The following is a 21,732-nucleotide window of genomic DNA, read 5'->3' on the forward strand; positions in this document are numbered from 1 at the left end:
GCAATGGTCATGGCGGCGGGCCTCGGAAAACGCATGCGTCCGCTTACCGCGTCGCAGCCAAAGCCTCTGGTTCGGGTTGCGGGGAAGCCCCTGATCGACCACGCGCTCGACCGGCTCGCCGAGAGCGGTGTGGAGCGCGCGGTGGTGAACGTCCACTACCTCGCCGACGCGCTCGAGGCGCATGTGCTGGAACGCGAACGGCCCAAGGTTGTCATATCTGACGAGCGGGATGAATTGCTCGAGACAGGTGGCGGCATGATCAAGGCAATGCCGAACCTGCCCGACCCGTTCTTCTGCCTCAATGCCGACAATATCTGGCTCGATGGCCCGCGCGATGCCTTCCGAGACCTGTCGGAACGTTGGGACGCCGACCGGATGGACGCGCTTCTGCTCGTGGTCAGCCATGCGCGCGCAGCAAATTTTGCAGGCGCCGGTGACTTTTACATGGACGCCGCCGGCAAGCTTTCACGCCGCAAGCCGGGCCGGATCGCACCGTTCATTTACACCGGCATCCAGCTGGTCTCGCACCGTCTCTTGCGAGACGCGCCGGAAGGAAAGTTTTCGACCAACATCCTCTGGAACCGCGCGATCGAGGAAGGGCGGCTCTACGGCCTGTCCTTCACCGGCAACTGGTTCGAAGTGGGCACGCCGGATGCGATCGGTCCGACCGAAGACGCCTTGAAGCGTGGGTGAGGCGCGCGAGCCTTCCGTATATTCGATCGCGGCGCATCGCGGCTTTGCCGATGCGCTCGTGGCCGGGCTTGTCCCTCGATATGCAGAGGATGATTTCGGCCTCGCCCGCCTGACACTCCTTGTCCCGAGTTCGCGGGCGGCGCGGACCATCTCCGAGGCATTCGTGCGCCATTCGGGCGAAACCGGCCTCTTGATGCCCCGCATGGTGACGGTTGGCGACCTAGATCTGGACGAGGCACTCGGGAGCCTCCTCGATCCCTTGGGCGCGAGTGACATTCCACCGGCGGTCGAGCCGACCCAGCGTTGGCTGGAAATTGCAAAGCTGATCGAGATCGAGAATGCCGAGGCCGGAAAGCCGCCCCTGACCGGGGCTGCCCGGTTGCGGCTCGCGCGCGACGTGGCGCGGGCGATGGACAGGTTGCTTGTCGAGGATGTCCCGCCTGACGATCTTTGGAGCGATCGGATACTCGACATGCTCGGCAATCTATCAGGGCATTGGCAGGATTCTCTGAGACTTTTTTCGCGTGTGCAGGTGCGCTGGCGCGTGCGGCTTGACGAATTGGGCCGAGTGGACGCGGCTAAGCGGCGCAATATGCTCTTCGAACGGGCAGCGAAACGCTGGCGCGCCGAACCGCCTGCGCATCCGATCGTCGCGGCGGGGGTGACGAGTGCCGCGCCGGCTCTTGCAAGGATGCTCCGAGTGATCGCCGGTATGCCGAATGGCGCTGTGTTACTGCCCGATCTCGACCTTTCGATGAGCGATGAGGCATGGGAAGAGCTTGGCCGTGCCGGTGCCGCTCCCGAACCGGGCGGGCAAGTGTTCGGTAAGCAGGACGTGCTCACCCATCCGCAATACCATTTGAAGCTGCTGCTGGAGCGTATGGGGTTCGCCCGCGCCGAGGTGCGCCAGTGGCACCGGAAGGGAGAGAGCGCCGCACCACCGTCACGCACCCACGCGATCAGTTCGCTTTTCCTGCCGCCCAAGGCGAGCCAGTCCTGGATCGGCATTGCACCAGAAAAGCGGCGCCTTTCGGGGGTGAGACTGATGACCTCCGCAAATCCGGAGGAAGAAGCTCAGGCTATTGCTCTACTCGTGCGAGAAGCTATCGACGAACCGGAAAAGCGCGTCGCTGTGGTCACAGCCGACCGTGCGCTTGCTCGCCGCATCGTCCAGCACCTCTCGCGCTGGAACATCGTGGCCGACGATACGGCCGGTAGACCGCTCTCTCTCACGCCTGCGGGGCGTCTGATAGGTTTGCTGGCGGACCTGACTACGCACGGGCTTGAACCGGCCCGTTTTATCGGTGCGCTGGCTCATCCGCTCATCCATTCCGAAAATCGCGACGCGAGGGCCGATTGGCTTCGGTCGTTGCGCAAGTTCGACCGAGAATTGCGCGGTCCTTGGCCAGCGCCTGGTTTTGCGCCGCTGCGCGAGATTGCAGCCGAAGCGAAGATCTCCGATTGGTTTGAAGGTGTCGAACAGACGCTACGGCCGCTTCTAACGCTATCCGCGGAAATCTCTCTTGCCGAAGCGCTTGATACGCTGGTGTCGGTTGCAGAGGCTTTGGCTGGGGAAGCAGTCTGGGCGCGCGAGGATGGCCGCGCGCTATCCGCAATGGTCGAAGACCTGCGGCTGCATTCACGCTCGCTCGGAACACAAGTCGCGCCAGCCGATCTTGCCAAAGTGCTCCGCGATTGCATGGACGAGATCGCCGTGCGTCCGCCATACGGAGGCCATCCGCGCGTATCCATCTACGGGCTGCTCGAAAGTCGAATGGCGCGCGCAGATCTCGTGATCTGCGGCGGCCTTAACGAGGGCAGCTGGCCGCAATCGCCCGGACCCGATCCGCTCCTCGCCCCTGGCGTATTGCGCGCATTGGGAGTGCCGGGAGCAGAATTCCGTATCGGGCTGTCCGCGCACGATCTTGCAGGAGCCTTGGGTGCCCCTGAGGTGGTTCTCAGCCGCGCACAGCGTGACAGCGAGGGGCCGGCGCTCGCGTCGCGCTTCTGGCTCCGCGTCGAGGCGCTGCTTGGGGATGATCTCGCTGACAAGCATCGCGAAACGGATATTCCTGCGATCTTGCCATGGCTGGACCGCGAGCCGCCCGAGAAGATCGAGCCATATCCGAGACCGCACCCCAGACCATCGGCACAGCAGCGCATGGTCAAAATCAGCGCTACCGCGCTCGACCGGCTGCTTGGCGATCCCTACCAGTTTTACGCTCGCGAAATACTTGGCCTCAGGCGGCTCGATCCGCTCGCTGCCGATCCGTTCGGCGACCCTGCGCTGCGCGGGACCCTGGTGCACGATATCCTCGACCAATGGCACAAGACGCGGCGCGATACTCCCGACCTCGCAATTGCCTCGTTTGCCGAAGCGCAAATGCGAGAGAAGCAGGTGCACCCGCTATTCTGGGGGCTTTGGCGTCCGCGGTTGGTCGCGGCGCTCGAGCGGTTCGAACGATGGGTGGACGAGGCTGCACGCGAAGGGCGCGAAGTGATCGCGACCGAGCCATGGGGCGAAATGATTTACGAGGGCGTAGCGGTTGGCGGGCGCGCCGACCGGATCGACCGCATGCCCGATGGGACGCTCGGCATCGTCGATTACAAGACTGGCGGACCTCCAACCGCAGCTCAGGTCGAAGCCGGTTATGCCCTGCAACTGGGAGTCCTCGGCCTCATTGCTCGCTACGGCAAGTTTGCGGCCGATGACGGAGAGGTTTCGGGCGAAGCGACGTGTTTCGAATACTGGTCGCTGGCGAAAAAGGGCGGGGAGTTCGGTTTTGTCGAAGTGCCGATGAAGGTCGGTCGGAAAAATACCGGATTGCTTACCGAGAAATTCCTCCCTGAGCACGAACGGTTCCTGCGCGAGGCGATTGGGAGCTACATCACGGGTGACGAGCCTTTCACCGCGAAAGAGAACCCCGACTACCCCGGATATTCCGATTATGATCAGCTGATGCGGCTCGACGAGTGGATCGTCCAGCTCGCACAGCGCAAGGGCGAGGGAATGCCATGAGCGGCGAAGGCAAGGTCTACCCGCTCCGGGACGAGCAGCGCCTCGCAGCGGATCCCGAAGACAATGTGTGGCTTTCCGCCTCGGCAGGGACGGGCAAGACGCAGGTACTGTCCGCGCGCGTTTTGCGGCTGTTGCTGCGCCCCGATGTCGACCCTTCGGAAATCCTGTGCCTTACCTTTACCAAAGCGGGCGCGGCGGAGATGGCCACGCGCATCAACGCGGTGCTGGCGCGCTGGGTGCGGCTGGACGAGACGAAGCTGTTCGCCGAACTGGAGCATCTTGGTGCCGACAAATCCGAGGCTACCCGCCAGCGCGCCCGTACCCTGTTTGCAAAGGTGCTCGACTGCCCGGGCGGCGGGCTTCGCATCGATACGATTCACGCCTTTTCTCAATGGTTGCTCGCAAGTTTCCCCGAGGAAGCCGACCTCCCACCCGGCGCCCAGCCGATGGAGGACCGAACCCGCGAACTGCTCGCACGCGAAGTGCTGGCCGATGTATTGGTCGAGGCGGAAGAAACCGGCGACAGGCGGCTGCTCGATGCGGTCGAGCTCTTTGTCACGGCGAAGGACCCCGGCGCATTGCATGGCTGGCTGATGCGTTGCGCCAGCGCGGAAGGCATGTGGGAAGGCGCGGGCGGCTGGCTCACCCCGATGGATGCGCGTGTGCGCACACTGCTTGGTATGCCGGCGGATGCGGGCGAGGATTGGGCGTTCGATCCGCTCGATCCGGACACATTTCCCGACGAACAACTGCGATCGATGCTGCCGTTGATGCAGGCTTGGAATGCGCAGACAGGCGTATTGACTGCGGAATTCATCCCCGATTGGCTCGGCATGGACCTTGCGTGTCGGACGGAAGCATATCCTCGCTTTTTTGAGACTGTTCTCAAGAAAAATGGCGAGCCTCGCCAGATGGCGAAGCCTTCGAAGGAAGAGCCGCGTCTGCTTGATTGGCAACAGGCAGTCGCGGATTCTGTCGGTATGGTCGAGGAGCGCCAGTCTCTGCTCGCGCTCGCAGATCTACTCACAGCCGCGCTCGAAATCGGGCGCGCCTTCGCGCTCAGGTGGCAAGAGGCCAAGCGGCGCGAGGGGCTGCTTGATTTCGACGATCTGATCCGGCGCGCAGCACGATTGCTCAAAGAGCAGGCGACCGCTGACTGGATCCGCTACAAGCTCGACCGTCAGTTCGACCATATCCTCATCGACGAAGCGCAGGACACGAACGAGGCGCAATGGGACATCGTCTTTGCGCTCATCGACGATTTCTTCAGCGGTGATGGTGCGAGCGGTGACAAGCTGCGCACGATCTTCACCGTCGGCGATTACAAACAGGCGATCTTCGGCTTCCAGGGAACGAGCCCGGAGAATTTCGCCCGCGCCAAAACGAAAGTCGAGCAAGCGATCAGAGACGCGAAAGCGAACATCGCTGAGATGCGTGACAATCGCCGCGAGCCCGGCTGGCAGGATCTCGATCTTGGCCGCTCATTTCGTACCTCGCAGCCAGTGCTCACCTTCGTCAATCGCGCGATCGCGTTGCTCGGACATGAAGCGTTCGGTCTCGACAAAGCCCCGGCAGACCACAGGGGTGAGGATCGGCCTGGCCTTGTGACAATGTGGAAGCCGGTTACCTCGATCAACGCGATTGAGGAGGGCAGCGAGGACGAAGAACACGATTGGCTTCCCGAGCACGATACGCTTCTCGCCGAGAAAATCGCCGAGCAGGTGCGCCGCTGGGTGAGCGAGGAAGATCCAATTGTCCTCGCCAAATCCCTACCGGAACGTCACGCGAAAGCGGGCGATATCATGGTCTTGCTAAGGAAGCGCGGCGAGCTTGCTCGCCAGATCGTTGCCAAACTGCATGCCAAAGGTGTCCCTGTGGCGGGCGTTGACCGCCTGCGGCTGGGCGCACCGCTTGCGGTGAAAGACCTGATGGCAGCGCTACGCTTCGCTGCGCAGCCGCTCGATGACTTGTCGCTCGCAAACCTCTTGTCTTCGCCGCTGATGGGCTGGTCGCAGGACGACCTTCTTGCGCACCTGCCACGCGGAAAGGACCTCGCTCTCTGGCGTCACCTGCGCGATTGCGAGGATCCATTTGTCGCCGGGACTTGCGAAAAATTGAAGGCGCTGCTTGCCCGTGCCGACTTCGAGACTCCTCAGGCTCTGCTCGCATGGCTGCTCGCCGGGCCGTGGCGCGGGCGGCAAAAACTCATCGCACGGCTTGGTCGAGAGGCGAACGATCCTCTCGACGAGCTGGTCAACGCCGCTTTCGCCTTTGAAAGCGCGCACACTCCTTCGCTTGTAAGCTTCATCGAATGGTTCGACGCTTCGAATGAGGATTTGAAGCGCGACGCGGACAGCGGCGGGGGACAGGTGCGGGTGATGACCGTCCACGGTTCGAAAGGCCTGCAGGCGCCCATCGTTATCCTCGCCGATGCGACCGGTGCGCCGGGCCGGGCGGGCGATCTCCAACTCGACGAAGAACCTCTGGGCGACAAGAATGGCATCACCGTGCCGCTGCCACCCCTGTCTAAGGAGCACAAACGCGGTCGAGTCGCCGAAGCGGCGGAAGCGACCGAGGCGAGGGACATGGAAGAGCATTGGCGGCTTCTCTACGTCGCGATGACGCGTGCGGAAGAGGCGCTGTTCATCGGTGGATCACTCGGCAAGAAGGACGAGAAAAAGCTCGAGGATCCCGAAAAGCTCGCCGATCGCTGGTACTTCAAGCTTGAACAGCTCTTTGGCGAGGAAGAGCCTGACGACCTCTGGGGCTATCGGCGCGAATTGGGTGAGCGGGCTGGACCACTGGTTGCCGCAGAATCCGGGTCAGATCGAGCGCAGCGGCAAAGAATGCCTGATTGGGCGGCCGCTCCGATCGGCCCCGAACCCAGCCCACCGCGACCACTTGCTCCTAGCGCCGCAGGTGAGGAACAAGGAGCCGATCCTCCGCTGCCGCCGGATGCGCTCGCGATTGCAGCACGACGCGGCGTGCTGATCCACCGGTTGCTTGAGCGATTGCCGGACATGGATCCGGGTCAGTGGATGGAGGCAGGGCGAGCCTGGCTGGCGAGGCAGGCTAGCGATCTCGGCGATCCGGTACTCTCCGAGATATTGTCAAGCGCCCTGGCGGTTCTGGGTACGCCGGATTTCGCGGAAATCTTTTCTCCCGATGCGCTCGCCGAAGTTCCCCTTGCGGCGACAGTGGACGGAACCGTCATCGCAGGCACCGCTGACCGCCTGCTGGTCACGGCCGACAAAGTCACGGTAGTCGATTTCAAAACAACGCGCCGGCCGCCTCGTTCGGTTGACGAAATCCCTGCCACCACCTTGCGTCAGATGGCAGCCTATGTCGCGGCCTTGGAATCGATCTTTCCCGGTCGAAGCGTGCGCGCAGCGGTTCTGTACACCCATTCACCGAGGCTGTTCGAAGTCCCTCCCGGGCAAATCCAGTTACACAAGGATCGTTTGGGCGAAGCGCAGGAAAGCTATGCACCGCTCGATGTTGAGTGAGCGGTAAATCGGCCTAAGTAGGTCGCAACACATTTACAGGAGATTCCCATGTCCACCGTCAACGTGACCGATGCCAGCTTCAAGTCCGACGTGCTCGAAAGCGACAAGCCAGTTCTGGTCGATTTTTGGGCCGATTGGTGCGGCCCTTGTAAGATGATTGCGCCGGCGCTCGAGGAAATCAGCAACGAACTCGGCGAAAAGGTCACCATCGCGAAGATGGATATCATGGAGAACACCGGCGTCCCGGCGGAGATGGGCGTGCAGTCGATCCCGCTGATGGTACTGTTCAAGAACGGCGAAGCGGTCGCACGCAAGGTCGGCGCGGCTCCAAAGAGCCAGCTCAAGGAATGGATCGAAAGCGAGCTTTGAGCCGCTGAACGCGTTTCAGTCGGGCGAGGCCAAAACCCGCCCGACGAACTCGTCCCAGATCGCAGGGCTCGACGCGCCGACGAGGCCGGGCTTGTCCTGTTCGTCCACACGGTATTCGCTGCCGTCCAACCGCGCCGCCTTGCCGCCCGCCTCATTGAGCCACAGTACGCCTGCTGCATGGTCCCATGCATAGGTCCGCTTGAAGCTGGAGACGTCGTTTTCGCCGAGGGCGAGGCGGGGATATTGCTCGGCGGCACAGCGTGGGATGTCGACCAGCGCATAATGCGGCGCGAGCTTCGCATCGACTTGTGCGCGCTGTTCTTCGGTGAGGAAAATCTTGCTGATCGCAGCGACCGGTGGGGTGCCGCCTGTGGTCTTTGCAATGATCTTTTCACCATCAACGAATGCACCTTCGCCAGATTTCGCGTGGCATAACCGGTCCCTGATCGGATCGTAGAGCCAGCCCGCGACGGCTTTACCTGCATCGGCGAGCGCGATGATGATCCCGAAAGGCTCTTTGCCTTCGGTGAAGTTGGCGGTGCCGTCCAGGGGGTCAATGATCCAACACTGGCCGGACAGATGCTCGAGAACCTTGTCATCGGCGTGGGCGGCTTCCTCGCCCACCACTGCTACGCCAGGCGCGAGCTTGGAGAGTCCTTCGGTTAGGAATTCCTCGACCTCGCGGTCGACCACGGTGACGGGGTCGTCCTCGCTCTTCATCTCGACCTCATGGCTGGCGAGCTGCTGGAATCTCGGCAGCATAGATCGTTGCGCGGCAAAACACATCATGTCGCGCAGTTCTGCGTCGAGGGCGCCAAGTTCGCTCATCAGCTACGATAATCCGCGTTGATGGAAATATATCCGTGGGTGAGATCGCAGGTCCACACGGTTGCTCTTCCATCTCCGATGCCAAGGTCTACCGCAAGGTCGATTTCCTGTCCCTTCAGATGCTTTGCGACCGGGGCTTCGTCGTATTCTTCGACCGGCATTCCGTCACATGCGGCCCACACGCCCCCGAACGCGATAGACAGCTTGTCCCTGTCGGCAGGCTCGCCCGCCTTGCCCACCGCCATGACGACGCGGCCCCAGTTGGCATCTTCGCCTGCAATTGCAGTCTTCACCAGCGGCGAATTGGCAATAACGAGCCCGACACGCCGAGCGCTTTCATCGCTTACAGCGCCGGAAACACTCACTGCGACGAACTTGGATGCACCTTCACCGTCACGAACGACCAATTGCGCGAGCTGACGACAGACGTCGGTGAGAGAGGCGGCGAATGCATCGGCACCGGGGCTCTCCCAGTTTTCGATAAGCGGATTACCAGCCTTGCCTGTGGCGAAGGCCAGTACCGTGTCGCTTGTCGAGGTGTCGCCGTCGACCGTAATGCAGTTGTATGTTTTTGCATTAGCGCGCGTCAGCAGCTCCTGTAGAAAGTCGGGAGCTACATTGGCGTCGGTAAAAATGTACCCAAGCATTGTCGCCATGTCGGGCGCGATCATGCCGCTGCCCTTGATGATCCCGCACAGTTCGACGCGGGTGTTTCCGATCACCGCCGAAGAATGCGCGCCTTTTGTGAAGGTGTCGGTGGTGCAGATCGCCGCTGCTGCTTCCTCCCATCCACACGGTTCCGCAATAAGCGCCGCGGTGACACCGTCTCGCGCCCTGTCCCTGGGAAGGGGCACGCCGATCACGCCAGTCGAAGAAACGAACACCTCTTCGGGCGCGCAGCCAAGCTTTTCGCTCACCTGCGCCATGATCGCCTCGACCGCTTCACGTCCGCGATAGCCCGTAAAGGCGTTGGAGTTGCCAGCATTGACGATCAGAGCGCGCGCTGCACCCGCTTTGACCTGGTCGCGGCCCATTTCGACCTCCGAAGAAGCACATGCGCTCTGGGTGAATACGCCGGCCACGCGAGTTCCCAAGGAAAGCTCGACAAAGGTGAGATCGCAGCGGTCCCAATCCTTGTAGTGCGCCCGGGCCACGCGCAGTGTCACGCCAGCAATCTGAGGCATGTCCGGGAAAGGCAGGGCAAGCGGAGAGCGTTCAAGGTCCATGAAACGAGCGCTTAGGCCAGGGATCGCGCACAGTAAATGCGGCAAATCCGGTGGACGTTTGGCGGCAAAAGCACTATCTTGTGCTGCAATGACGCGGAAGTTTTTCGCCTTTCTGGCTCTTCTTTCAGGTCTCGTCGCATTGAGCGGCGCGGCAACCGCGTCCTATGCCCACAATTCTTCGCAGTGCCCGTCGAGTGTTTCAGCCAGCACCGAAAGAGTCGAGGCGAGCAAGCCTGCCCATACCAAGCGACCACCAGGCAAGGTTTCCGCGCGCACCGAAGACAAAGACCGCAAGGCTCGCACGAAGCCGCCGCGTTCGCTGCGCATGCCGGTCCTGATGGGTATCGAGCGCGCCTACGAATAGCGCCTTCCTCGAAAAGATACTGCAACGCGCCCCTCGTTGCGGCGCGATCACCCTTTACCATTTCCTGTCATATACCGGCCCCCGGCACGGGCCGCATCCGATTAAGGCAAACCTCTCATGTTTGAATCGCTCATCAAATCGGTCTTCGGCTCATCGAACGATCGTTACGTCAAGTCGCTCGGAAAAATCGTTAATGAAATCAACGCGCTCGAGCCGCAGATGCAGGCGCTTTCCGATGACGAGCTGCGCGCGCAGACCGACAAGTTTCGCGAAATGCTCGACAACGGGGCGACGTTGGACGAAATCCTGCCAGAAGCGTTCGCCACCGTGCGCGAAGCATCGGTGCGCGTCTTCGGAATGCGCCACTTCGACGTCCAGCTGATCGGCGGCATCGTGCTCCATCGCGGCGAGATTGCCGAAATGCGCACGGGTGAGGGCAAGACCCTGATGGCAACGCTGGCCGTGTACCTGAACGCGATCGAGGGCAAGGGCGTCCACGTTGTCACCGTCAACGATTACCTGGCCAGGCGCGACGCCGAATGGATGGGCCAGCTCTATGAATGGTTGGGCCTGACCGTTGGCGTGGTCGTGCCCAACATGGACGAGTTCAGCAAGCGCGACGCTTACAACGCCGACATCACCTACGGCACGAATAACGAGTTCGGCTTCGATTACCTGCGCGACAACATGAAGCATGAACGCAGCCAGATGGTGCAGCGCAAGTTCAACTTCGCAATCGTCGACGAGGTGGACTCGATCCTGATCGACGAAGCGCGCACCCCGCTCATCATTTCCGGGCCGACCGAGGACAAGTCGGATCTGTACATCGCTCTCGACGAGGTGGCGAAAGAGATCCCCGAGGAATGGCTGGAGAAGGACGAAAAGACTCGCAACGTCCAGCTGAACGAGGAAGGGCTCGACGGGGTGGAAAAGATCCTGATCGAAAAAGGCCTGCTCGAGACCGAGAACCTGTACGATATCGAGAACACGCAGGTCGTCCATCATCTCGACCAGGCGTTGAAAGCGGTGCACATGTTCCGCCGTGACGATCACTACATCGTGAAAGACGACAAGGTCGTCATCATCGACGAGTTTACCGGCCGCATGATGGACGGGCGCCGCTGGTCGAACGGTCTTCACCAGGCGGTGGAGGCCAAGGAAGGCGTCAATATCGAGCCCGAGAACCAGACCATGGCCTCGATCACGTTCCAGAATTATTTCCGCATGTATCCCAAACTTTCGGGCATGACCGGTACGGCGGCGACGGAAGCAGCAGAATTCTGGGACATCTACAAGGTCAACGTCGTCGAGATCCCGACCAACCTTCCCGTTGCGCGCATCGACGAGGAAGACGAATTTTACAAGAACACGATGGACAAGTTCAAAGCCATCGCAAAGACGATCAAAGAGCATAACCAGCAAGGCCAGCCGGTTCTCGTCGGCACGGTTTCGATCGAGAAATCAGAGCTCTTGAGCCAGTTCCTCGACAAGGAAGGTGTGAAGCACGAGGTCCTCAACGCACGTCAGCACGAACGCGAGGCGCATATCGTCGCGCAGGCTGGCCGGTTAGGTGCTGTGACGATTGCGACCAACATGGCCGGTCGCGGCACCGACATCCAGTTGGGCGGCAACCTCGAATTCCGGATCGATGACGAAACCGGCGACATGGAAGACGGACCTGAGAAAGAGGCCGCTATCGCCAGGATCAAGGAAGAGGTTGCGGCCGAGAAACAAAAGGTAATCGAAGCGGGCGGCCTGTTCGTGCTCGGTACCGAGCGCCACGAAAGCCGCCGGATCGACAATCAGCTGCGCGGCCGTTCGGGCCGTCAGGGCGACCCGGGTCTTTCGCGTTTCTACCTCTGCCTCGAAGATGATCTGTTGCGCATTTTCGGCCCGGACACTCTGTTCGCCAAGATGATGAACTCGAACCTCGAAGACGGCGAGGCAATCGGCTCAAAATGGCTCTCGAAAGCGATCGAGACCGCGCAGAAGAAGGTAGAGGCACGCAATTACGACACCCGCAAACAGGTGGTTCAGTACGACGATGTGATGAACGACCAGCGCAAGGTGATCTACGAGCAGCGCGAAGAGATCATGGATTCCGAAACCGTCGACGATGTCGTGATCGACATGCGCCACGATACTATCAACGCAATCGTTGGCGCCGCGTGTCCTCCGGGTTCCTACCCCGAACAGTGGGATATCGATGGGCTCAAGGAGAAGGTCGCGGAAATATTCGGCCTTACCCCGCCGTTCGAGGAGTGGCTCGAGGAAGATCAGGTCGAGCCAGAAATCATCGAGGAGCGCCTGCGCGTCCAAACCGACGAGATCATGGAAGCGAAGATAGCCAAAAACGATCCCGCCATTTGGCGCATGGTCGAAAAGGACGTGCTGCTGCGACAGCTCGATTTCCATTGGAAGGAACACCTCGCAACGCTCGACGCGCTGCGACAGGTGATCTGGATGCGCGGTATCGCACAAAAGCAGCCGATCAACGAATACAAGCAAGAAGCATTCGGCCTGTTTGAGACCATGCTCGACAATCTGCGCGAGGAAGTGACCAAGCTGTTGTTCAAATCTGAACTGCGGATTGCGCAGCCCGAGCCTGCCGACCTTCCCGATCTGCCCGATTTCCTTACCGGTCATATCGACCCGCTTACCGGGCTCGAAAACTCGGCCGATGGCGATGGGTCGGAAGAGCGCCCCGAGCTGTTCGGTTCGCTTGCAGGTGCTTCGCGTGCAGCTTCGGGGCCGGGCGGGGCAAACCCGAACAATCCGTGGGCAAACCAGGATATCAGCCGCAATGCGCCGTGCCCCTGTGGGAGTGGCAACAAGTACAAGCATTGCCACGGGGCGGCAGGCGCAAAGCAGACCGCTTGATCGGCTAGGACAGGGCGGGGGCAGCCATGATCGGAGCGGTCCCCGCGCTGCTGGCGCTCGCTTTCCTGATAACGGCGCTGCTTTACGCGAGTGTCGGATTTGGCGGAGGATCGACCTACGCTGCGCTGCTCGCAATTTCGGGGCTGGACTACCGCCTGCTGCCGATGGTTGCGCTGGCTTGCAATATCGTGGTTGTCGCAGGCGGGACCATCCGCTTTGTCCGTGCGAAGCTGATGCCGTGGAAAGGCGCGCTGGTAATGACCGCGCTCGCAGCACCTGCGGCGCTTTTGGGCGGCCTGACCCCGCTGGATGAAGCCAGCTTCATGCTGCTGCTCGGATCGAGTCTGGTCCTGACGGCGGCAACCATGCTGGTGCCCATGCGCGAAGACGCTTCAGAGAAGCCTGCGGATTTCGCGCGCTTCATGCCCATAATCGCAGCGCCGTTGGGCTATCTTGCGGGTCTGGTGGGTATCGGCGGGGGTATTTTCCTCGCGCCACTTCTACACCTCACCCGGTGGAGAGACGCCCGCGCCATTGCTGCAACAGCGAGCTTCTTCATTCTCGTGAATTCGCTCTTCGGACTTGTGGGACAGCTAATGAAGCGCGGGCCTGACGCATTCGGCGGGGCGATCGGAGCCTCGCTGCCTCTGCTGCTCGCCGTGGCAATCGGCGGTCAGGTGGGTAGCCTAATGGCGGTGAAGGTGCTTCCCAAACGCTGGATCAGGTGGTTGACGGCGGCATTGGTTTTTGTCGTCGGCGTCAGGCTGCTCGCCGGGTGATCGTACATTCGGCTTGTCCGGCTTTCGCTTCGCCATTAGCGATAGACACGAGCAAAGGGGGGACCATGCATAAGAACAAGGAAAAGCCGCTGTGCCCGCGCGAAGCTTGGGATGAGCCGAGGCTTCACACGCTCGATTTCGACGTTTCCGCCGTGGCGACCGCTCGCAATCCCGGCAGCGATGCTGGCAACGGACGCACCAGCTCAGGGAGCTGAAGACTGAATTTCAGCCATGATTATGAAACTCAGCCGGCGCGCACCAGGCGTGCGAAAAAGCCCGGACGATCCTCTTCCATCGGCTGGATCTTGCCATAGTGATAGCGGCGCAGCGAAGGATCGCGATATGGGCGCGGGCTGCTCCATTGGTCGGGACCGCTGCCGCGAAACGAATAGACTGACATGAGAGGCTCCTTTTCGTTCGAAGAGCCACAAAAATGATGATCGAGCCGCGTTAACGAAATCGCAACTTCTTCCCAGTCCCAAATCGGGATCGCAAGCGCGCCAAAAGTTAATGTGCAGTTATGCCAGGCCACACATCGGGGCCGGACAATCGGCGCAAAACCACGGACACGCGGACGAAAGAATTGAAAGAAAAGGCGCCTCACAATTAGTAAGACGCCTTCTCAAGCTGCGTTCCTAGTTTCTCAGATCATCGTTCAGAACCGCATGGTCGCTCCGAATGTGATCCGGCGATCAGGCAGGCCTTGGAAGCACAACAGCGCACCGTCATTGACGCAGAACTGGCTGATCTCGGATTTTGTCAGGTTAACACCTTCGACGCCAATGCTCAGGAAATCGGTGACATCGTACACCACGCTGGCATTGAGCTGGCCGCGTGCGGACGTGACTACCGGGAAGCCGAGTGTGGAGTTGAGCGATGCACCGGCAGCAGTGTCGAGAGTGCGGAACGCGTCGCGCCAAGTGTAGCGGGCGCGGGCCGACAGTCCGAAACGTTCGTAGTAAAGCGTGATGTTATAAGCGTTCTTGGAGAAATCGAGCAGGCCCTGCACGGCTTCCACCGGGTCGGGCACGTTCGGGTTGATCGCCTCGAAGATGTCCTGTCCACGGCCCGACGCCGTCTGGGTCGCCTGACCGCCGCCGAATTCCTGGTAGGTGTAGTTGGCGAGGATGCCGAAGCCGGACAGAGCGCCGAGCGTGTCCTCGAATTGCGAGAGATCATACTGGAACGCGATCTCGATCCCGGTCTGCGTGGTGTTCGCGGTATCGTTGATGATTGTTTGCAGCGGGACGCACAGGCCGTTGCCGGGGACGTTCGAAAGAACGTTGCGGTCGGGCACCGGGTTGAAGATCCCGCCGCCTTCACAGGGGGGTGTTATGTCGCGGAAACCATTGGCGTCCTCGACCGCGTCCTCGACCTGTGTCACGAACAGGTTGGTGCGCTCCTTGTGAAACACACCAATGCTGATGAGAGAAGACGGCGCAAAATACCATTCAAGCGATGCGTCGTAGGACTGAACCGTTTCGGGTGCGAGGTTGGGATTGCCGAGCGAAACCGCATTGTTCGGCCCCGTAGGGAAGGTCACCGACAATGAAAGGTCGTCGAAGTCAGGCCGGTTGATATCCTCTGTATAGCTTGCGCGGAACAATAGATCTTCGCGCAGCTCCGCGATGAGGTTTATTCGCGGCATGAATTCGCTGTAGGTGCCGCTCGAAGTAGTGGGTGATGCCACACCGTTGATGATTTCGTTGCCGAATGAATCGATCGAGGTATCGACCCAGCGGACGCCAACATTTCCGCGGATCGGGCCGCTTTCGAAATTGGCTTGCGCGTAGACGGCGTGCGTTTCTTCCTCGACCCTGAACGATGCGCCGAGATTGCTTGCAGCATTGGGATCGAGGTCGGCAAGAAGGCGGCCTCCATTCGCAATTCGATCCTGACCACCTGGCGTTGCGTCGAGCGCCGCCTGCAATTGCGCAAACACGGCGTCCCGGTCCGAGAACGAGCGGTTGGGATCGATGACCACGAAGTTGCGGAAAGCAAGAGTGCGCCCGTCGAACGCCCCAAAGTTGCTCGGTCCCTGAACGATCAGATCGCCAAGCACCGAACCGCTCGGGCTGTTGTTTATCGATCCCGTGCCGAAGGTCGAACGAAGCTGGTCGAACTGAGTCGAACTGTCGTTGTAGCGATAACCCACATCGACCGAGGTGAGGAAGCCGAGCATTCCTTCAAGATCGAGCGTCGTGTCGATGCGGAATGCGTCTTCCTTATTCTGGGTGCGGTTGTTCGAGTTGGTCACGGCATCGAGAACGGTGTTTGCCGGATTGAGCAGGTCATCGACCGTCGGTGCGAAGGGCGAATCGAAGTCGATCCCGAACGTCAGCGCTCCGTTTCGAAGATCATAGATGAACGGCACCGAGTTATCGTTGCTCGACCCGTCGAGCGGGGTGAGCGGGTTCGGATTGATGAAGTTGAGCGTGGTGCTGAGATTGGGATTGGACGAATCCGAAGTCGAGCGTGAGAGCTCCAGCCGGGTCGTCAATCGTCCTGTCTCGAACTCGGTTCCAAGGCGGTAAAGCTCGCTGGTGGTCACCCGCGCACCGGTATCGCTTGAGAAGCGAAGGTTGGGATCGTCGTCATCGCGAGCAAGGTTCGGCTGAATCGTGCCGAAGAGAGCGGCCTCGATGCTGCCGAGGTCGAGCCCGTCGAGCGAACCGAAATCGATCGTCTCGAACCCGTCGGGGACGTTCACCGTGTCGACGGCGCTGACGCCGGACCCTTGGATACGCGAGCTGTCCTGGCGGCGCTCCTGATCGTTATAGATGACGTCAGCGAAGAATTTCAGGCTGTCGCTGGGGGCCCATTCAACCGACCCGGCGATGTTGATCGTTTCGTATTCGAAGTTCTCACGCTCCTGATTGAGAAATTGAATGTTGAGAAACGGGAAATCGGGCCCCGGGTCGCCAGCTGCGGTCACCGCCTGCCCCGCATTGATCAGGTTGTCGCGATCGACACGCGGGCGGAATGATGTGGCTTCCTGTTCGGTATAACTCGCGCTGATCACGAACCCGAATTCGCCGTCGCCTGCTGGCCAGACATTGCCGAAGCTGCCCGAGATGCGCGGCTTCACGCTGTCGGAAAGCTCGCTGTATTCGCCTTGCGCGCGGATCGAGAGGATCCGGTCCGTGATGTCGAGCGGACGGATCGTGCGCAGGTTGACTGTGCCGCCGACCGAACCTTCGATAGTTGCGGCAGTCGGTGCCTTGATCACTTCCACCGCGCCGATGATCGCCGGGTTGATATCCTCGAAGCTGATTCCGCCACGACCTGTGCCCGCAGACACCGTCTTCACTCCATTGATGAGAACCTGGTTGTCGTTTGTGCCGCGGATCTGGACACCGGTGCCGACGCCGGCAGTGCGCGTGATCTGCACCCCGGTTACATTCTCCAGAACTTCAGCAAGATTCTGGTCGGGCAGTTTACCGATATCTTCGGCTTGAATGACCTCTACGATGGAATCGGCGTTGCGCTTTTCATTGAGCGCGCTTTGCAGTGAGCTGCGAATGCCAGTGACGATAATCTGGTTACCGTCATTATCGGAAATCTGAGCGCTGTCTTCCGAGTCGCTGTCCTGGGCGAATGCCACGCCGGGCGCGAATGTCGAGGCCGTTCCGGCCAGCAAGGCCACAAAAATCCGAGCTTTTCTCGCGGACAGGCTCGGCCCTCCGTTTCCATTGTTCATTTGATTTCCCCTCTCCAAGGCTTTGGTTTTTTCGAACCATAAGTAGCGAGGGCCAAGAGTCAACCAAAGGAGTAGTCCAACATCAACAGCTTTGTCATACCAATTTCGGTCAAGGAGGTTTATTGTAGGAAAATCAGATTGATATGTTTGCCAAAGCGCCTGTCCAAGCGGAGAGACAATCTGAAACCTTAGGAATTATGCGTCGATTCGGGCGCCAAAATCCCGTGACGCTCTGCCGGTTAGCGGCTGCTTTTCTCCCATTTGTGCACGCTGCCATCGCTGGATGTGTGGAAAATTGGTATGACAAACAGGTTGACACTGAGGCGTCGAGGTCTATCCAAAAGGCATAATTTGACCTTGGAGGAGGGGAATATGGCACTTCGAGTAGCCAATGGTGGGGCATCAGCCCGGATTTCGTTGTCGGCGGTATTGATGGCAGGTGCATCTGTCGTTGCGGTGCCCGCTTACGCGCAGGATGATACTTCTGGGGAACAGTCTGCCGAGGTCTCTGAGGGTGAGCCGGAGATTGTTGTTTCTGGCATCCGAGCAACCATTCAGGGTTCGATTGACGAAAAGCGCGAGGCAACGCAGGTCTTCGATGCTCTCTCCGCGAATGAGATTGGCGATCTTCCGGCCTTGTCCATCGGTGAGGCTCTCGAAACGCTGACCGGCGCCGGCTCGCACCGCGAACAGGGCGGTGCGACCGAGATCTCGATCCGCGGCCTTGGTCCGTTCCTTAGCTCGACTGTCATAAACGGCCGGATCGCGACTAACGGCTCGGGTGACCGCTCGGTCAATTTCAGCCAGTTCCCTTCCGAGCTCTTCAACAAGGTGGGCATCTACAAGACGCAGGCCGCGAGCTATATCGAGGGCGGGGTCGCAGGTCAGATCGTTCTCGAGACTGTGAAGCCGGTGGATTACGGCAAGCGCCGCGTGCAGGGCGAGTTCAAGCTCAACATCAACCCGGACAATCTCGACATCGATCCAGAGCAGCGCTTCCAGAAATTCGGATACCGGGCAACGGCCAGCTATGTCGACCAGTTTCAAGTCGGCGATGGCGAGTTTGGCATCGCGCTCGGGTATCAGCGCAACGAAACGACCAATCCCGAGCAAGAGGCCAACGTTTCCAATACTATCCGGGCTTGCGTCCTCGATCCGAGTACGACCAGCGACGGGGTGTTCGACGATGGCAATTGCGATACAAGTGGTTCGACGATTTCCGGTCTTCGAGACGGCAGCGTCAATCTGCCATTCGTGATCGCGCGGAACAGCTACTCTTTTCGCTCGAATATCACGGACGACACCCGTGATGCTGTTTTCGGGGCGATCCAGTACAAGCCAAGCCCGGACGTCGATATAAACGCCGATTTTCAATATTCGAAGCGCCTCTTCCGCGAGCAGCGAAGCGATTTGAACTTTGCCGAAGGGCGCCGGATCGATGGCCCCGGTGACGGCAACAACATTGCCGGCTTCCCCCTCATCTTTACCGAGAGCGGCGCGCTTCGCCAGTTCACCAACGAACAGCGGGTCGAGGCGGTGAGCGAGTATCTCGAGCGCGACGAGGAATACTGGGGTGGCGGGCTCTCGCTCGATGCCAAGGTATCCGATCGACTGACGATCTCGCTCGATGCGTCCTATTCGCGCACTCAGCGTATCGAAGAGGCGGTTCAGATCCGCTTCCGTACCGAAGACAACGAGGACATTACCGGTGCTGCCGTCTGGCCGAATGCAATCGAAAGCGATGGCAGTTCGACCAACGACCGGATCGAAACCGCAGTGCGTATCCGGCAAGATGGCTCCGAAACGCTGAATTTCGTCACGCAGAACTTCGATGTCACGAATTACGATCTGTTTGCCAACGATCCTCGCCTGCGGGCCGACCTCGAACAGGACCGGTTCAACGAAGTCTGGGCAGTGCGAGGAGATCTCGATTACGAACTCGACGGTTTCCTCAACTCCGTGATGTTCGGCGCTCGCTACCAGGAGCTCGTCTATAAGGACGTGCCGGGCGCTCAAAACGGCAACAGCCGTATCCAGATCAACTACAACGACACTGACGGGACGGGTGCTCTTCAGGCAGCCAACCGTGAATGCCGTACGAGCTTTCCCGAATCCGGCTTCCTAGAATCCGTTTCGGGCGGCAACGCGCTCATCACCAATGTCGATGAAAACGGCACCGTGATCGGCACGTCGAATAGCTATGCGACATTCGATGCGCTGTGCATCGCTCGCGTTCTCGAACGAGAAGATCCTTCGGGTCTCGCGTTTGACGCGGACGGTAAACCGATTTTTCCAACCGGCGATTTCGACTCGATCGACAACACCGATGTGCTCGAACAGACCTGGGCTGCATACCTGCAGGCCAATTTCGACGGCGAGCTCGGTGCGATGCCGATCCGTGGCAATATCGGTGTTCGTGTAGTCGGCACCGACATCACCTCGACCGGCTTCCGCTCCGATCTGATTGTCACTTTCACGCCTGGCGATCCGATGGATCCGAACTCGACGGGTGAGTTTACCATCGATCAGGATACTTCGACGCTGGTGAGAAACGTGACGCGCGGCTCCTACACCGAATTCCTGCCCAGCTTTAACCTCGTCGCGGAATTCACGCCCGACGTTCTCGGCCGGTTTGCGGTGTACCGCTCGCTTTCGCGTCCCGATCCCTCCGACCTCGGTAGCGGGCGAACGTTCAACACGAATAATGACGAGTTCACATCTGCCGACCAAGCCATCCAGAACGGTATCGACAGCGTGAATGCGACCGGCAACCCTGCAACCGATCCGCTGCTATCGTGGAACATCGATGCAGGCCTCGAATGGTACCCGAACGAGGACACGATCCTTGCCTTCAACGCTTACTACAAGAGCTTCAACGGCGGGTTCGAAACGGCTGCGATTACCGAAACCTTCAGTGTGGAGGGGCAGTTGATCGACCTGCCGGTCTTGACGGTCAACACAACTGACGAGACCAGCACAATCTACGGCATCGAGGTCACCGCCGCACACCGCTTCAGCTATCTTCCAGCGCCTCTCGACGGCCTCGGCTTCAAGTTGAGCTACAACTATGCGGATTCCGATTTCGAATTCGAGGACGATACGCTCGGCGCGATCACCACGATCGCACCGGATGGCACCCGCACGACCGTGAACGGATTGATCCCCCCGTCGAACCTGTTCGGCTTTTCCAAGCATGTGTTCTCGGGCCAGGTCTATTACGAGATCGGTCCATTCGATTTCCAAGGGGTCTACAAGTACCGCTCGAACTACTTCCAGCAGTTCATCTCGACTCCGGGGCGCATTCGCTATGTCGATGATGTGGGCGTTTTCGAGGCTCGCGTTTCATTCGAGGTGAACGAGAACATTCGCCTGACCGCCGAAGGCATCAACCTGTTCAACGAACCGCGGACCAATTTCCGCGGCGCGCCAGACGATTTTGGGGCCATCCAGGTCTACGGGCCGCGTTACTTCGTGGGCGCACGCGTTCGTTTCTGACGGGCTCGGTCGCCACCGTCATTTTTGGGGAATGGCGGTGGCGGTCACTCCTGGTGGCTGGCAATTTCGCCTAGTTTGTGCATTTCAGAAGGGTGTAAAGGGTACGGACGTTTCATCTCAGAGGTAAACGATGACCGGTAAGCGACTTTTCCAATCAGTGGCCGAGAAAATCTCCGGCCTTATTGACGACGGAGCATTCCCGCCGGGCACAAGGCTGCCTGGCGAACGCGAACTCGCCGAACGGCTGGGCGTAAGCAGGGTTACGATCCGGGAGGCCGAGATTGCGCTGCAGGCGGTGGGCCGCCTGGAGATCAAGACCGGATCGGGCGTTTATGTCTGCGAAGAGCAACCGGAAGAGAAGGCAGCCTTGCCATCTGCTAGCGCCTTCGAGGTAACCGAGGCGCGGTTGCTGGTGGAATCCGAAGCTGCGGCTCTTGCAGCGCATCACATAAGCGACGAAGCGATTGCACGTCTTGAGCAGCTCATCGAGCAAATGCGCACAGGTGACGACGATGCCGCCGACGAGGCGGATGAGCAATTCCACCGTGTAATCGCAGAAGCCTCGAACAACGTGGCGTTGGTCCATACGGTCCAGTCCCTATGGCGTATGCGCGAGGAGATACCGGACGTGAAAGCGACCTATCAGGCCGTTTGTGTTCACGATGCGGATTCGAGAACGGCCGAGCACGAAGCGATCTTTTTCGCGCTACGCGATCGTGACCCGGCGGCAGCCCGCAGCGCGATGCGCGAACATTTCCATCGCCTGATCGAGGCGATGCTTGATGCGACCGAGCGGATGGCGCTCGAAGAGGTGCAGGAAAAGGTTTCGAAGAGCCGTGAGCGCTTCACAGCCGCCGCAAAGATTGGCTAACA

14 protein-coding genes are annotated in these 21,732 nt (G+C 60.1%); 10 read left to right on the top strand and 4 right to left on the bottom strand.

What is annotated here, in order from left to right:
* Window positions 1–3: 3 nt before the first annotated feature.
* From FIU90_RS08920 to trxA, 4 genes are read left to right on the top strand one after another with little or no spacing between them, the layout of a single operon-like run.
* Window positions 4–693: a nucleotidyltransferase family protein gene (locus FIU90_RS08920; protein ID WP_152435779.1), complete on the top strand. Its 690-nt coding sequence runs from the start codon at window positions 4–6 to the stop codon at window positions 691–693.
* Entirely contained in the window at window positions 686–3,712 is a 3,027-nt protein-coding gene (gene addB, locus FIU90_RS08925) for a double-strand break repair protein AddB (RefSeq protein WP_152434423.1), read from the top strand. Before FIU90_RS08920 ends, addB begins: the two co-directional genes overlap by 8 nt.
* Window positions 3,709–7,218 (top strand): double-strand break repair helicase AddA, encoded by a 3,510-nt coding sequence (gene addA, locus FIU90_RS08930; protein WP_152434424.1) that lies wholly within the window; start codon window positions 3,709–3,711, stop codon window positions 7,216–7,218. The genes addB and addA overlap by 4 nt, the downstream gene beginning before the upstream one ends.
* Window positions 7,219–7,266: 48 nt before the next feature.
* On the top strand, window positions 7,267–7,587 hold the full coding sequence (gene trxA / locus FIU90_RS08935; protein ID WP_152434425.1) for a thioredoxin: 321 nt from the start codon (window positions 7,267–7,269) through the stop codon (window positions 7,585–7,587).
* Between the two features lie 15 nt (window positions 7,588–7,602).
* On the opposite strand, the gene FIU90_RS08940 is transcribed toward trxA, so the two are convergent.
* The gene (locus FIU90_RS08940; protein WP_152434426.1) at window positions 7,603–8,415 is read right to left on the bottom strand and encodes an inositol monophosphatase family protein; all 813 of its coding nucleotides are present in this window, start codon (window positions 8,413–8,415) and stop codon (window positions 7,603–7,605) included.
* Window positions 8,415–9,641: a bifunctional glutamate N-acetyltransferase/amino-acid acetyltransferase ArgJ gene (argJ, locus tag FIU90_RS08945; RefSeq protein ID WP_152434427.1), complete on the bottom strand. Its 1,227-nt coding sequence runs from the start codon at window positions 9,639–9,641 to the stop codon at window positions 8,415–8,417. Before argJ ends, FIU90_RS08940 begins: the two co-directional genes overlap by 1 nt.
* 88 nt (window positions 9,642–9,729) lie before the next feature.
* On the opposite strand from argJ, the gene FIU90_RS08950 reads away from it, so the two are divergent.
* The 4 genes from FIU90_RS08950 to FIU90_RS15540 all read left to right on the top strand — a co-directional run bounded on the left by FIU90_RS08950 (window position 9,730) and on the right by FIU90_RS15540 (window position 13,879).
* Complete coding sequence (locus FIU90_RS08950; protein WP_152434428.1) at window positions 9,730–10,005, top strand: hypothetical protein; 276 nt, start codon at window positions 9,730–9,732, stop codon at window positions 10,003–10,005.
* Window positions 10,006–10,122: 117 nt separating this feature from the next.
* Window positions 10,123–12,885, top strand: a complete 2,763-nt coding sequence (gene secA / locus FIU90_RS08955) for a preprotein translocase subunit SecA (protein WP_152434429.1) — start codon at window positions 10,123–10,125, stop codon at window positions 12,883–12,885.
* Window positions 12,886–12,911: 26 nt separating this feature from the next.
* Window positions 12,912–13,664 carry a sulfite exporter TauE/SafE family protein gene (locus tag FIU90_RS08960; protein WP_152434430.1) on the top strand — a complete coding sequence of 251 codons (753 nt, stop codon included), beginning with the start codon at window positions 12,912–12,914 and terminating at the stop codon, window positions 13,662–13,664.
* A 65-nt stretch (window positions 13,665–13,729) separates the two neighbouring features.
* The gene (locus tag FIU90_RS15540; protein ID WP_172970226.1) at window positions 13,730–13,879 is read left to right on the top strand and encodes a hypothetical protein; all 150 of its coding nucleotides are present in this window, start codon (window positions 13,730–13,732) and stop codon (window positions 13,877–13,879) included.
* Between the two features lie 29 nt (window positions 13,880–13,908).
* Here FIU90_RS15540 and FIU90_RS15545 read toward each other — a convergent pair whose 3' ends face one another.
* Both FIU90_RS15545 and FIU90_RS08965 read right to left on the bottom strand, forming a co-directional pair.
* A complete protein-coding gene (locus FIU90_RS15545) occupies window positions 13,909–14,064 on the bottom strand; it encodes a hypothetical protein (protein ID WP_172970227.1) in 156 nt (51 codons plus the stop codon).
* Between the two features lie 255 nt (window positions 14,065–14,319).
* Window positions 14,320–17,364: a TonB-dependent receptor gene (locus FIU90_RS08965; RefSeq protein WP_199799326.1), complete on the bottom strand. Its 3,045-nt coding sequence runs from the start codon at window positions 17,362–17,364 to the stop codon at window positions 14,320–14,322.
* Window positions 17,365–17,796: 432 nt separating this feature from the next.
* Here FIU90_RS08965 and FIU90_RS08970 point away from each other — a divergent pair, with 432 nt between their 5' ends.
* A complete protein-coding gene (locus tag FIU90_RS08970; protein ID WP_172970228.1) occupies window positions 17,797–20,859 on the top strand; it encodes a TonB-dependent receptor in 3,063 nt (1,020 codons plus the stop codon).
* A 157-nt stretch (window positions 20,860–21,016) separates the two neighbouring features.
* Window positions 21,017–21,730: a FadR/GntR family transcriptional regulator gene (locus tag FIU90_RS08975; protein WP_234029472.1), complete on the top strand. Its 714-nt coding sequence runs from the start codon at window positions 21,017–21,019 to the stop codon at window positions 21,728–21,730.
* The last annotated feature ends 2 nt before the right edge of the window (window positions 21,731–21,732 follow it).

This window comes from Erythrobacter sp. THAF29, assembly GCF_009363635.1.
GTDB lineage: Bacteria > Pseudomonadota > Alphaproteobacteria > Sphingomonadales > Sphingomonadaceae > Erythrobacter.

Excerpts from the sequence above, each read along its gene's own strand:
- FIU90_RS08920 (WP_152435779.1), top strand. The coding sequence starts at position 4 with ATGGTCATGGCGGCGGGCCTCGGAAAACGCATGCGTCCGCTTACCGCG.
- addA (WP_152434424.1), top strand. The coding sequence starts at position 3,709 with ATGAGCGGCGAAGGCAAGGTCTACCCGCTCCGGGACGAGCAGCGCCTC.
- trxA (WP_152434425.1), top strand. The coding sequence starts at position 7,267 with ATGTCCACCGTCAACGTGACCGATGCCAGCTTCAAGTCCGACGTGCTC.
- FIU90_RS08940 (WP_152434426.1), bottom strand. The coding sequence starts at position 8,415 with ATGAGCGAACTTGGCGCCCTCGACGCAGAACTGCGCGACATGATGTGT.
- argJ (WP_152434427.1), bottom strand. The coding sequence starts at position 9,641 with ATGGACCTTGAACGCTCTCCGCTTGCCCTGCCTTTCCCGGACATGCCT.
- FIU90_RS08950 (WP_152434428.1), top strand. The coding sequence starts at position 9,730 with ATGACGCGGAAGTTTTTCGCCTTTCTGGCTCTTCTTTCAGGTCTCGTC.
- secA (WP_152434429.1), top strand. The coding sequence starts at position 10,123 with ATGTTTGAATCGCTCATCAAATCGGTCTTCGGCTCATCGAACGATCGT.
- FIU90_RS08960 (WP_152434430.1), top strand. The coding sequence starts at position 12,912 with ATGATCGGAGCGGTCCCCGCGCTGCTGGCGCTCGCTTTCCTGATAACG.
- FIU90_RS15540 (WP_172970226.1), top strand. The coding sequence starts at position 13,730 with ATGCATAAGAACAAGGAAAAGCCGCTGTGCCCGCGCGAAGCTTGGGAT.
- FIU90_RS15545 (WP_172970227.1), bottom strand. The coding sequence starts at position 14,064 with ATGTCAGTCTATTCGTTTCGCGGCAGCGGTCCCGACCAATGGAGCAGC.
- FIU90_RS08965 (WP_199799326.1), bottom strand. The coding sequence starts at position 17,364 with ATGAACAATGGAAACGGAGGGCCGAGCCTGTCCGCGAGAAAAGCTCGG.
- FIU90_RS08970 (WP_172970228.1), top strand. The coding sequence starts at position 17,797 with ATGGCAGGTGCATCTGTCGTTGCGGTGCCCGCTTACGCGCAGGATGAT.